Raw genomic sequence first — 13,766 nt, forward strand, 5'->3', positions numbered from 1 at the left:
TCAAGGTTGCTAGACGAGGCGGTGTTTTAGTTGCTAGAATAGGTGCTTTCAATTTCAGCCAATTCCATCCAACGTTCGGTAGCTAATTCAATTTCATGAGCCAAATCTTGGACCTTTTGATGGAGTTTTTGCACTTCGGTGACGGCCCCAGGTTCGGCATGATAGAGGGCTTTTTCCGTGGCGGCTTTTTCCGCTTCCATTTGGGCGATTTTGGCTTCGAGTTGCTGATACTCTCGCTTTTCCTTGGAGGACAGTTTGCGCTGGCGATTTTTATCCCAACTGACCCGTTCCGACTTGTCAACGGTGGCGGTTTGGGAGTTGGGTTTTTTGTCGTTTTGGCTGGCGGTTGCCAGCCGTGCGGCTTCGGCGGCTTCAGCTTTTTGGTAGTCGAGATAAACCGTATAGTTGCCGGGATACTGGCGGAGGTTTCCGCCTTCTTCTAAGGCAAATATGGTATTGACGGTGCGATCGAGAAAATAGCGATCGTGGGAGACAACGATCGCACATCCGTTAAAGTCTTCTAGGTAATCTTCTAAAACGGATAACGTCTGCACGTCTAAGTCATTGGTGGGTTCGTCCAAAATGAGAATATTCGGGGCGCTCATCAAGACGCGCAGTAAAAACAGTCGCCGTTTTTCTCCCCCGGAGAGTTTATGAACGGGTAAATATTGTTGATTCGGGGGAAACAGAAACCGTTCTAACATTTGGGAGGCAGTAATTTGCAGTCCGTCGGCTGTTTTGACTAATTCGGCTTCTTCCTTCACGTAATCGATCGCCCGTTGATTTTGATCCGCAGCGGCGAGTAAATCATCACAGTGTTGGTCAAAATAACCGATATGGATGGTACTGCCAATCTCTACTGTTCCCGAATCTGGAGCGAGGCGTCCGGTAATGATATCCAGTAAGGTGGATTTCCCAATGCCATTTTTGCCGATAATGCCGATGCGATCGTCGGGACTAAATTTATAGGAAAAGTCCTGGATCAAGGTGCGATCGCCATAAGCTTTACTGACATTTTCTAGCTCGATCGCCTTCTTGCCAATCCGCCGACTAGCCGTGGAAATTTCAACCTTCCCTAAACTCTGTTTAAACTCCTTATCCTGGAGATCCATTGCCCGCCCAATCCGAGCTTTTTGCTTGGTACTGCGGGCTTTGGGTCCGCGACTGAGCCATTCTAATTCCCGACGTAATACGCCATAATGTTTACGTTCCTGACTGGCTGCCGCTTCTTCGGCTAGGGCTTTTTTTTCTAAATAATAAGAATAATTTCCGTCGTAAGTGTAAAGTTCCCCACGATCAAGTTCGATAATCCGATTAGTGACGCGATCGAGAAAATAGCGATCGTGGGTAATCAGCAAAATTGCCCCGCGAAAGCTGTTCAAGTAACTCTGCAACCACTCCACGGAAATCGCATCCAAATGGTTTGTCGGTTCATCCATCAGCAGCACATCTGGATCGCTGAGTAAAGCGGCAGCTAGGGCGATCCGCTTGCGGTATCCCCCAGAAAGGGTCCCGATTTGGGCGTCAAAATCTTCAATTCCTAACTGACTGAGGATAATTTTCGCTTGGGTTTCCAGTTCCCATGCGCCGCTGGTTTCCATATTGTGCATGACTTCGGATAACCGCGCCATCAACTGCCCATCTTCAGGATGGCGGGCAATTTTGTGACTGAGGTCCTCATACTCACGCACCAGGTTCATGCGATCGCCACAGTCGGCAAAAACCTGCTCTAATACCGTCCGATTTTCATCGAGCTCCGGTTGCTGCGGGAGATACACGATTCTCACCCCAGAATTGACTAAGATTTGTCCGCCATCCACGGGCTCTAAGCGGGCAATCATTTTCAATAGGGTAGATTTGCCAGATCCGTTCGTGCCGATCAAGCCCACTTTATCGGTGGGATTGAGGCTAAAGCTGGCATCCCGGAGGATTTCTTTAATGCCAAAATCTTTTTTGACGGATTGCAGGGTAAAGATGCTCATCGAGTTCCTTTGTACGGCACAGACTCCTGCTTTGTATTATCCCTCAGTCTTTGCCTCGTGGGTAGTGCTTCAGGCTGAATCTGCCTTGAATCCACTGCTTAAGGGCCAGTCCCCTCCCTTGAGGGCCACAATTACCGGGGATTTACAACGGGGCTTCCCGAGGATGGGTACAGCTCTAGGGGCAAAGCACAAGCAACGGGGTTTCTTGAAAAAATAATAGGCAATGAGTTCCAAATCAGTTACAGCAACCGGGTTAGTCTTCCCTTTGGAATACCCCCGCACTCCGCGAGTAATTGGCTTAAATTTGCATTAAATCTGCCCCTAATTTTTGGCAGAAATCCCCCCGTTTGCTGGTCCGCTTGCTCACCTTCCCCTGGGTAGGGATCGGCGCATTAGGAGACGAAATCCGGGGAAACGGAATGATGAGGCGATCTATTATCATACCATTCCTAGTTTTTTATTTAGCAATAGTTTTATTGATAAATATTGATAATTTACCGAACTTCAAGGCCATAAAATTAAACTAGCTGGGAGTCAAGGGGTTGAGATCTCTCGATTGGGTGAGATTGTTAATCCTGCCTTGAGAAATCCCTTAATTTAGGTCTACCTGGGGAGTGTTTTTTTACGTTCAGGGAGATGAGAGGCTGATGTATAGGAAGCCGACCCCCAGAAAAAAGGCGATCGCCTTTCCTGATCTACTCCTTGCTGACATCTCCCCTCGTCTGTAGGGGCGTGAAAGCCCAAACCATCCTAGGACCCAGGGTGGCCAGTCATCGGATATCAGTACCCGACAGGACCATTCCCCCGGGAAACAAGGAAACACAGGTGCGCTATGAACCCAGACAGTCTAAAAACTCAAATCCCCCCCGATCGCCAGGCGATTCAACTCTGGCTGCAACAACAGCCTCCCCATCAACGCCGCGATCGCCGCTTATGGGTCAAAGAGTTTTTAGCCTTTGTCGGGAAACCCCTGGCGGTGGTTACCATAGTCGATGTCCGGGCCTTTGCTCAAACCCTGGCCGCCCGTCGCATCCCACCCCAACAAGCTCAAGCGCGATTGTCCGTGATCAAGTCTCTGTTTGCCTATTGGTATCGTCAGGGGCAGTTGCCGGTGAATATTCCCCTCCAACATTGGCCCAAAGTCCGGGTTAAGGCACAGTCACCACCGGATTCGGCAATTCTCACTCGGGTGCTGTCTAATTTAGAATCTACCCTCAGACAGAGATTTGGGCGACGCTCCCGGAAGCGATCGACCCGTCAGAAGCAGGCAGCCTTCTGGGGGGGAGTCTGTTTGGTGGGGGTGGCGTTGGTGATTCCTGCCCACCTCAACTCACAAGCGGAAACCACGGAAGAAGTCACCCTTCCCCAGCCTGCGCCCCCAGTTCGATCGCAGACGGTGGCCAGTCTCAAGGCGGCTTATGTCCAGGCTTTTCTCGATACAATCGCCTGGGCTGAAGGGACTGCCGGTCCCTCCGCCTATCGGATGCAGTTTACCGGCACTGAGTTTTCGAGTTTTAAGGATCATCCCCGGGAAATCAAATGTGGGTCCAGCCACGGGTCCCGCCTTTGTTCCGATGCCGCAGGCAAGTACCAGTTTCTGAGTACCACTTGGGACCCCCTGGCTAAAAAAATAGGCGCGTCTGATTTTTCCCCCGCTAATCAAGACCGCGCCGCGATCGCCCTGTTGGATGAATATGGGGTGTTAGAAGATATTGAAGCGGGTTCTTTCACTTATGCCGTGCTCCAGTTGATTCCCGTTTGGCCTTCCCTTCAGGATGTGGGCAATGGCGATCGCGCCCGGGCGATCGCCCGGTTGGAACAGGTGTATCAGCAGAAATTACAGAAGCATTCTTTTGACCAAGCCGCGTTCCCCACAAAAAATTAGCGATCGCTATTTGTGCCGTTAGTTAATATTTATTAATAATTGGCTCAATCAACTCCCGGTAAGGATTTGAGAAGCGGCCAGAAAAATTACCTAAAGTTTAATGGGGGGAATCTGTGCGGGGTTATTAACCCTAATGATAGAGGGGATTTCTCCAGTCTATTCCTGGGAATCTCTGCCTGGGGGGGGAGCATTAACTTTAGGATTCTCGACAGAATAGAAGCTAAGGTAACTCGAAACTTAGGAGTAATCGCATCAATCAATAATCGGGTTTAGTTCCCTTGGACTAACCTCTGATGAATTGCTAACTGCATGAGATGAAAAGAACGGAGTTTCGGGCCGCCGCCCTTGAACCCTGACGCAAGGGAACTATAGATTACCTCGGTAAGCGACCTGCACTAATTTAAAGATTCTTAACAAATTTTTTTCGGACTTAACTTAAAACTGCGGGTCTTCAGGGTGTTCATTGCCATCGCACAGGTAGAGTCCAAAGCAAAAGACGAATTTCAGAGTTTGAGACCCGGCGATCGGCGAACTGAAGAAACAAAAATTAAGGAGAATTGCCATGAAAGGTATTTATAAGATAGTCACCGTTTTAGCAATTAGTTTAGGAATTGGGATAGCCCCAGCGGCGATCGCCGAAAATTTATCTGGGCCATCCCACCAGGAATCCCAGAGTGTGATTGAAGTCGATTCTTATGACTTTGTAGTGCTGGCAGAAGATGCCCTGGATGTGGGAGATTATCAAAATGCCATTTTCCATGCCAACCGGGCGATCGATATCGAACCGGCTTTAGGAAATGCCTATCTGATCCGAGGACAGGCGCGCGCCTATCAAGGGGAAATTCAAGCGGCGATCGCCGACTTAGAACAAGCGGCCCAGGTTTACCGTCAGAACAACAATCAACTTGGTTATCGGCTGGCATTGGAATATCTCAAGGACTTGAATGCGCCCACTTCTCCTCAAGCCTTAACCCTTCCAAACCTTCCGGAGTAATGGGGTCCAGAGTCGGGCGATCGGTCCCCCTCCCCATCACCGGAGGCGATCGCCCTCCCGGGATCACCCTGTATAACTCCCTATCTCTCAGCAGATATAACCTATTCCCCAGATTCACCTCAACTTTCAAAATGTTCCTTGTCCGCAAAGGATAATCTTTATGACTCTCAAGGCGACCCCAGCCCAATTACCTTACCTGCCACCCCTAGCAACTCCGTTAAACCAGGCCGCAGAACGAATCCTCCCCCTACAGCGTCGCGCCATCAGCGCCCTCGTTGTTACCCTACTTTTACTCATCCTCACCTATACTCTGGATGTTCTATCCGTTTGGGCCTCTATCGCTACATCAACGGCCCTCTCCACCTTGTGTTTACTAAACATCCTCACCACCACCCTCACCCTGCTGACTGGCGTAGCCGGGATCGCCGCAGCCATGACCTTTGTCTCCTATCGTGCTAAGGTACTGCGCTGCGGTTCCCCAAGGGCCAGGATGATGGGACCTCTGGCTCCCTCCTCCCTCAATCCGTAGTCAACGCGCCCCCTCAAAAGCTTTTTCCATTAGACCCAATCCGGTTTTTAAAAGCCAGTTTTCTCTTCACCCTTCCCGGCAGGCTTTGTCCCTGTCACCACACCGGATATTCGGTGTGGGTTTTTTATGAGAAATTTTTCTTTTTTAGGCCAATATCCGGAGAATTTATTAGGCAGAATTTCGGGAAGTGAACCCTAGATAGGGCCTTTTCTTCCCTCGGCGGGTTAATAAATCTGATTGGGCTTATCAAACTGGTGGCTTCCCCCAAGCCAGTTTCTGCCCTTACCCCATCAAAATTTCGGGGGATAAAGAGGGCAGAAAAGAGCTTGTTAAAAGGGACTTGAGCCTATATAATTACTCTTTTAAATCGCTCTGACTCCGTTGAACGGGCTACTCTAATTGTCAGGGTTGCCTCAGTGCCGGATGTCAGAAGGATGGAGACGAGCTTTTAGAGGGAATCGAGCCAATCAAAATAACCGAAGACTGTCCCTCCCGTTGTGGACCCTGCCCCCCTGCCTTGGGGATCGGCTGTCCCTTAAGAATTGTAAAAATATGTAAAATCTCCCTTAAGGATCTAGTAAATTAAAATAAATTGAGCCATTGTTAGCTAGGCTTTACTTCCATCTAAAGCCTATCACGGGAATTTACACATTATTAAGCTAGGCTCTATCGGGATAAAAATAGTCCACCAATCCCCGGGGAAAATCCTAAAAAATTATAGATTTAACGGTTAACAATAAAAACAGTTATAGCAATTTTCACCTTCATGAGGTAGGTTTATTGGCTCCCCCCTAGCCCCCCAGAGTTCCCCCCTGCCCCCCCTTAAATCCCCGTACAGTCGATGGCGTTCTTAAGGGGGAAGCCATAGGAATAAATGTTTAATTACTGGGGGATTTGGAAAGTCTCCCTTTTTCTTCGGGGTGTTAGGGGGAGCCTGAATCTACTTCACCCCGAAGAAAAAGGCTATAGTTCCTCCCCAAAATAAATTAAACCGAGTCAAGCCCGTGGCAAGCCAGGGGACAGGACTCTATAAACTGAAGTGAATAAGCATGGATAGAACATGAATTTAGGCCAGATTCATATTATTGAAAAAGACTCGTTAATGATCGCGCCAGCTACCGGGGTGAGTGAGGCGATCGCCCTCATGATTCAACAGCGAGTTAGTTGTGCATTAGTGGTGGACAATCATCAGCTAGTTGGCATTTTAACCGAAAGAGATATACTCAGAATTCCCCCAGAGGCGAGAGACCTTCACACCCTCAAAGTTGCCACAATTATGACCTCAGATCCGGTCCGGATCGTGGTTTCCTCAGCCTTGGAAATTTTTTCCGTATTATCCACCCTGCGCCAGCACCAAATTCGCCACTTACCGGCTATTGATGAGTCGGGAAATATCCTGGGAGTGATTACCAAAAATAGTATCTGCAAAGTCCTTCAACCCACGGATTTATTAAAGCTCCAGCAAGTTGCTAAGGTGATGAGCGATCGCGTAATTCACTTACCCCAGACTGCTTCTGTGTGGGAAATCGCCCAACAAATGACCCGAGAGCAGGTCAGTTGTATTGTCATTGTTGACGCCCAACATGACTCAATAACGGTACCCCTGGGGATGATTACGCAACGGGATATCGTTAAACTGCCGGCTTTAAATTTAAACTTAGCAGAAATTGTTGCCTCCCAGGTTATGAGTACCCCGTTGCTTCCCCTTAAAACCGGGGATTCTTTGTGGGATGCTCATCAATTAATGGAAAAACATGGAATTCATCGCTTAGTTGTGGTGAATGACTCGGGAAATCTAGCGGGAATTGTGACTCAAACTAGCTTGTTAGCAGCCTTTGACCCCCTGGAAATGTACAGCAACCTAGAGGTGTTAAAGGAGCAACTGAATCGCCAAGGGATTGAATTAACTCAAGTAAAGGAACGCCTCCAGGAGGAAATTGCCCTGCGACAACAGGAATTGCAGGAACGGTCCCGACTGGAGACGGAATTGAAAGCACAAAATACCCGATTGCAGGCTGAGATTAGCGATCGCATTCGGGTCGAAGAAGCTCTAGCCCAACGGGAAGGAGAATTTAGAGCCTTAGTCGAACAGGGACCCGAGTTAATTGTGCAAAGGTCCGAAAAAATCTTGCAAGAACGGGAGCATTTCATTCAAACCGTTACTCAATCTTACCCTAATTTTTTATATGTTTATGACCTCATGGCTCAGGAGTTTGTTTATACTAATCGCTCCTTGGGGGAAATCCTCGGCTATTCGGAAGAACAAGTTAAAGTCATGGGAGAGGACTTTTTTGAAGCCTTGATGCACCCCGAAGACTTTCAGGAAATTCCCGATCGCCTGAAAAGTTATGGTTTGCATGAAGAGGGTCATTTGTTTAGAAGAGAATACCGTCTGCGAGATGTTAGCGGGATTTGGCGGACTTTCGCCGTTCGGGAATTGGTGTTTGCCCAGGATGCTCAAGGAACGGTGACGCAAATTTTAGGGACAGCGATCGATATCAGCGATCGCAAACAGGCGGAACAAGAGCGCTTGCAACTGCTCGATCGCGAACAAGCCGCCCGCGCCGAAGCCGAAGCCGCCACCAATCGGGTGGTAAATATCCTAGAAAGTATTACCGATGCTTTCTTTTCTCTCGACTCTAGTTGGCGATTTACCTATATTAACCCCCAAGCCGAACGGCTCTTTCAAAGAAGCAAAGAAGAACTCCTCGGCCAAAATCTGTGGCTGGAGTTTCCCGAAGCAAGACAGGGTAGATTTTATGAGGAATACCACCGGGTGGTTGCCGACAACATAAGCCGGGAATTTCTGGAATTTTATCCCCCTCTGAATCGCTGGTTTGAAATTCATGCTTATCCCGCAAAGGAGGGAATTTCCGTGTATTTTGAAGATGTGACAGAGCCGATTCGATCTGAAGCCTCCCTCAAAGAAAGTGAGCAGTTTTTACGCAGTATCTATGAAGGGGTAGAAATGGCCATTTTTATTGTGGATGTCTTGGCTGATGGCACATTTCGCTATTGTGATAGTAATCCCACTCATGAACGGATTTGGCAAATTTCTGCGGAAGAAATGAGCGGGACTACTCCAGAACAGTTGTTGCCTCAAGCCAGGGCCGAGGAGGTGATGCATCGGTATCAGCACTGCATTGAAACTAGAGAACGGATAACTTATGAAGAAAAGCTGCCTTTAGAGGGTGAAGACAGTTGGTGGCTGACTCACTTAAGCCCAATTTTTGACAGTAGCGATCGCATTTACCGTCTGATTGGAACAAGTTTTAACATCACTGATCGCAAGCAAGCAGAAATCGCCCTGGAACAACAACTCAGGCGCGAGCAATTACTCAATGCGATTCAAGATCGGATTCGATCTTCCTTAAATTTAGAAGAAGTTTTAACAACGGCTGCCGACGAAGTTCGCCAATTTTTATCCAATGATCGCGTATTAATTTACCGAGTTTATCCCAATGGCACCGGCATCGTAGTCACGCACTCCTCTGGTCCGCTTGCGCCTCAAATTAACGAGAATACTTTTCCCCAGGAACGCTTTAGCCAAGAGGAACGAGACCGTTACGCTCAGGGGGAAATTGTAGCAATTGAAGATACCGAGTTGGTCAAACATTTACCTTGTCTAGAGGTGTTAATGAAAACCCTCAAGATTAAGGCTAAACTGGTCATTCCCATTTTAAAAGAACAAAATTTGTGGGGTTTACTGATTGCCCATCATTGCCAAAGTACGCGAGAATGGCATCTTTCGGAGATAGAATCCCTGCGCTCTATTGCCGGACAACTGGCGATCGCGGTTCAACAATCCACCCTATTTGAGCAAGCCCAGGCTGAACTGATTGAGCGGCGAAAAGCGGAAGAAGCCTTGCAAACCAGCCAGCGCTTCGTTCAGAACATTGCTGATACGTCGCCCAATCTCTTATATATCTACGATATTTTAGAACATCGGAACATTTATGTCAACCGAGAACTCGCCCAAATGTTAGGTTATTCTGACGCAGAAATTTCCAAATTAGGGAATAATTTGTTACCCTCTCTGATTCACCCTGATGACTTGGACAAAATTCCCGAACATTTTCAAAACCTCTCCCAAGCTCAAGAGGGAGACATTGTGGAACTGGAATATCGGCTGAGAAATATTCATGGGGAATGGCGCACAGTTTTAGCCCGAGAAACGATTTTTGCCCGAACAGAAGATGGCACAGTTAAGCAACTCTTAGGCACAGCAACAGATATTACCAAACTCAAGGAAAGTGAAGCGGCATTACGCGAAAGTGCCGAACGGGAAAAAACCGTTGCTTCCGCAGTCCAGCGGATTCGTCAATCCCTGGATTTAGGGACAATTTTTGCGGCTACCACCGAAGAATTGCAAGGATGTTTAAGCTGTGATATTGTTGCCATTTACCGTTTTAATCCGGACTACAGTGGCGAATTTGTCTCGGAAGCCGTCACCTCACCACGAGTTTCAGTCTTGCAAAGAAACCGGCAATCCCTGCACCTGTCTGCGCAACCGGATCGTGACCAACTTTGCCAGATGCAAGTTCTGATTAATTCTTGCGTAGAATGGCAAGATAGCCATCTGATTCAGACGGGAGGGAGTGATTTTAACCGAGATGAGAGTTGCTTGGTGGTGGAAGACATTTATCAACGCAACTTTAGCCCCTGTTACTTAGGAAGATTAGAAGAATTTCAGGTTAGAGCTTACATGATTGTACCGATTTTTTGCGGGCCCAAACTTTGGGGATTGTTAGCTGCTTACGAAAGCGAGCGCCCGCGACACTGGCAACCGAGCGATCGCAAAATTGTCATCCAAATTGGCAATCAATTGGGAGTTGCCTTGCAGCAAGCGGAATTGCTCGAACAAACCCAGAAGCAATCAGAAGCCCTCCAAAAAGCGGCGATCGCTGCGGATGCGGCTAACCAAGCTAAAAGTGAGTTTCTCGCGAACATGAGTCACGAATTGCGAACCCCACTCAATGCCATTCTGGGATTTACTCAACTCATGAATCGCAATTCCTCCTTAAATGCCCAGCACCAGGAACACTTGAGAATTATCAATCAAGCTGGAGAACATTTACTCTCATTAATTAATGATATTCTGGAAATGTCCAAAATAGAAGCGGGGAGAACCATCTTTAACCCCACTTCATTTAATTTAATTTACTTACTCCGAAACCTGGAAGCCATGCTGAAAGTTCAAACCCAATCCAAGGGCTTAGAACTTAATTTTGAGTTGGATAGTAACCTGCCGGAAATTATAATTTCTGACGAAAGCAAATTGCGGCAGGTTTTAATTAATATGTTAGGGAATGCTATCAAATTCACCAACTCTGGCGGAGTTACTTTGCGAGCCAAACGAGAACCTTCTTTAGACAACAATTCCCTAAATACTTCCGCAATTTTATCTGAAACCCCATCAATCCTCTGCATTGAAATCGCAGATACCGGAGCTGGCATTGCGCCGGAAGAAATGAATCAGCTATTTGAACCCTTTTCCCAAACCGAAACCGGACGTAAATCCCAGCAAGGCACGGGATTAGGATTGCCAATTAGTCGAAAATTTGTACAATTAATGGGAGGAGATATTCACGTCCGTAGCACCGTGGGAGTAGGGAGCGTGTTTAGCTTTGGGATTCAAATTTTGGAAATCAACAAGACCCCCGAACCTCCGGTTCAAACTCCTGGAAAAGTGATTGGGTTAAACTGTGCTCTGGAACGCTATCGCATTTTAGTCGTCGATGATGCAGTTAACAATCGGCGGTTTTTAGTGACCCTACTTTCTGACATTGGGTTTGAGATACGGGAAGCAGAAAATGGTCAAGAGGCGATCGCCCTCTGGTCCAGTTGGGACCCACATTTGATTTTTATGGATATGCGGATGCCCGTGCTTGACGGGTATCAAGCAACCCAACAGATTAAAGCCAGTCGGAAAGGACAGAAAACTGTGATTATTGCCCTCACAGCCAGCGCTTTTGAAGAAGAACGAAAAGGGATTTTGTCTTGCGGTTGTGATGACTTTCTGCACAAACCATTTCGGGAAGAAGTCCTCCTCGAAAAAATATCCACTCATCTAGGGGTTAGCTATCGGTATCACCGCGAAACTTCTCCCGAGTCCCCAAAAGTCTCCCCCATTAAAGACCTTTTAAATTCAGAGGAAATTAAACATTATTTAACTCAAATGCCTCCACAATTTGTTACCGAACTTTATCACTACGCTTGTCAAGGCTACGATGAAGGAATTTTTGAATTACTCGAATTCATTCCCCCAGAAAATAGCCATTTGGCTCATACTTTAAGAGAATTAACCAAAAACTTTGATTTTGAAATGATTATTGAATTAACTGAACAGGAGGAGGCATGAATTCCGATCTAGGTGAATTAAATAAACCCCGGGAATCCCAAAACAATCGCCCGAATATTTTGGTAGTGGACGATACTCCAGATAACGTCCGCCTCTTGTCCTCTGTATTGACCAATAATGGCTACCGGGTTTGTAAAGCCTTGAAGGGAGACATGGCTTTAACCGTCTGTAAAAATGCCTTGCCCGATTTAATCCTCCTGGATGTCATGATGCCGGGGATGGATGGCTATGAAGTTTGCAAATCCTTGAAGCAGCAGGAAAGCACTCGTCAAATTCCCGTGATTTTTTTAAGTGCATTGAATGAGGTGGAGGATAAAGTCAAAGCCTTTGAAGCGGGAGGAGTGGATTATATTTCTAAACCCTTCCAAGAGGCAGAGGTTTTATCCCGAGTTCAAACTCATTTAAAGTTACGCCAACTCCAGATTAATCTTCAAGAAAAAAATCTTTGCCTAGAACAGGAAATTAAGGACCGTCAAAATGCGCAACGCTCTCTGGAGATGAGTGAAGCCAAAAACCGGGCATTGGTCAATGCGATTCCTGATGTAATGTTTCGCATTGGCGAGGATGGATTTTTCTTAGATTATCGTAGCCCCTCTTTAAAAAGTCTGGAGGACATCGCCGACGACAATCCCGAAAATCAGCCCGGTAATGCCCTCCAAAAGAGCCAGTATTTTACTCAAAATATTTTTCCGATTTCTGAATCTTTAGCCGCTGATTCTAGTTTTGTAGGGAAGCATATTAATGAGGTTTTATCCAATGATTTAGCCATTTGGATTATGCATTATGTGCAGCAAACCCTGCTGACTTCAAAACTCCAGCTTGCGGAGTATATTCAACGAGATAAAAACCAAGAGCGGTGGGTGTCTTATGAGGTGCGCTATGTCAAAAGTGGCCCATCGGAGGTGCTGGCGATCGCCCGGGATATTTCCTCCCGTAAACAGGCTGATGCTGCAAAACTCCAGGCCGAAGCTATCATGCGCCATCAAAAGCAAAAAATTGAACAAGCCTTAAAGGATCTTCAAGAGGCTCAAGTCCAATTGGTTCAAAATGAAAAAATGGTAGGCTTGGGTCAATTAGTCGCCGGAATTGCCCATGAAATTAATAATCCGGTTAATTTTATCTATGGAAACATCTCTCATGTTCAGAGTGCCACCTCTAGTTTAGTCAAACTTCTGGAAATTTATCAACAAGAACATCCCCCCAACGAGAAGGTTAGGGAAGTGATGGAAGAGTTAGATTTTGATTTCTTAACGGACGATTTAAGAAAAATGATCACTTCCATTGCTGCCGGAGCCGATCGCATCAATGAAATTGTTTTATCTTTGCGGAAGTTTTCCCTCATGGATGAAGCCGGAGTTAAAAAAGTTGATATTCATGAAAATTTAGACACCACACTAATTTTATTGAAACACCGATTTAAAATAACTGACGAACAAGAAATTGAATTGATTAAAGAGTATGGGGAAATTCCGCCGGTTCTGTGTTATCCAGGCGAATTGAACCAAGTGTTTTTTAATCTTTTCAATAATGCCATTGATGTTTTAAAAGATATCTTACCCGATCGCCTCAAGGCTCAGGAAGCCAATCCCAACGCCCCTGAGTTCATACCTTCCATTCAGATTTCTACGGAGTTAACCGAGCACCAAACCCTGTTGATTCGGATTAAAGATAATGGTCCCGGGATCAGTGAATCGGGGCGATCGCGCTTATTTGACCCTTTCTTTACCACCAAACCCGTCGGCAAAGGCAGAGGATTGGGACTCTCCATTAGTTACCAAATAGTCGTCCAAAAACATGGAGGACAACTCTCCTGCAATTCCACCCCAGGTCAAGGCGCAGAGTTCGTAATTGAACTCCCCCTGGTACAATCCACCGTAGACCCCCTGGGGGCTGTTTAAGCAGCGATCGGTCCCCGAGTCAACCTGGACTCCGGGACCGAATCGCACAGGCCCCTCCTCTGTCAGCCTTCCCTTTCCCAACTGGACCTGCACCCTGGAGCCTTCCCCGGGGAACTT

7 protein-coding genes are annotated in these 13,766 nt (G+C 47.0%); 5 read left to right on the forward strand and 2 right to left on the reverse strand.

The features are described 5' to 3' along the window. Positions 1-26: 26 nt before the first annotated feature. Entirely contained in the window at positions 27-1,982 is a 1,956-nt protein-coding gene (locus NG792_RS16460; RefSeq protein WP_261236099.1) for an ABC-F family ATP-binding cassette domain-containing protein, read from the reverse strand. Between the two features lie 832 nt (positions 1,983-2,814). On the opposite strand from NG792_RS16460, the gene NG792_RS16465 reads away from it, so the two are divergent. Next, complete coding sequence (locus tag NG792_RS16465) at positions 2,815-3,867, forward strand: hypothetical protein (RefSeq protein ID WP_261236100.1); 1,053 nt, start codon at positions 2,815-2,817, stop codon at positions 3,865-3,867. Between the two features lie 435 nt (positions 3,868-4,302). Here NG792_RS16465 and NG792_RS16470 read toward each other — a convergent pair whose 3' ends face one another. Continuing rightward, positions 4,303-4,431, reverse strand: coding sequence for a hypothetical protein (locus tag NG792_RS16470; protein ID WP_261198052.1), 129 nt, complete (start codon positions 4,429-4,431; stop codon positions 4,303-4,305). On the opposite strand from NG792_RS16470, the gene NG792_RS16475 reads away from it, so the two are divergent. The 4 genes from NG792_RS16475 to NG792_RS16490 all read left to right on the forward strand — a co-directional run bounded on the left by NG792_RS16475 (position 4,430) and on the right by NG792_RS16490 (position 13,649). After that, a complete protein-coding gene (locus tag NG792_RS16475; RefSeq protein WP_261198053.1) occupies positions 4,430-4,861 on the forward strand; it encodes a hypothetical protein in 432 nt (143 codons plus the stop codon). The genes NG792_RS16470 and NG792_RS16475 overlap by 2 nt on opposite strands. A gap of 160 nt (positions 4,862-5,021) precedes the next feature. After that, on the forward strand, positions 5,022-5,390 hold the full coding sequence (locus tag NG792_RS16480) for a hypothetical protein (protein WP_261236101.1): 369 nt from the start codon (positions 5,022-5,024) through the stop codon (positions 5,388-5,390). Between the two features lie 1,060 nt (positions 5,391-6,450). Further along, positions 6,451-11,751 (forward strand): PAS domain S-box protein, encoded by a 5,301-nt coding sequence (locus tag NG792_RS16485; protein ID WP_261236102.1) that lies wholly within the window; start codon positions 6,451-6,453, stop codon positions 11,749-11,751. After that, positions 11,748-13,649, forward strand: coding sequence for a hybrid sensor histidine kinase/response regulator (locus tag NG792_RS16490; protein WP_261236103.1), 1,902 nt, complete (start codon positions 11,748-11,750; stop codon positions 13,647-13,649). The genes NG792_RS16485 and NG792_RS16490 overlap by 4 nt, the downstream gene beginning before the upstream one ends. The last annotated feature ends 117 nt before the right edge of the window (positions 13,650-13,766 follow it).

The organism is Laspinema olomoucense D3b (genome assembly GCF_025370785.1).
Taxonomy (GTDB): Bacteria; Cyanobacteriota; Cyanobacteriia; order Cyanobacteriales; family Laspinemataceae; genus Laspinema; species Laspinema olomoucense.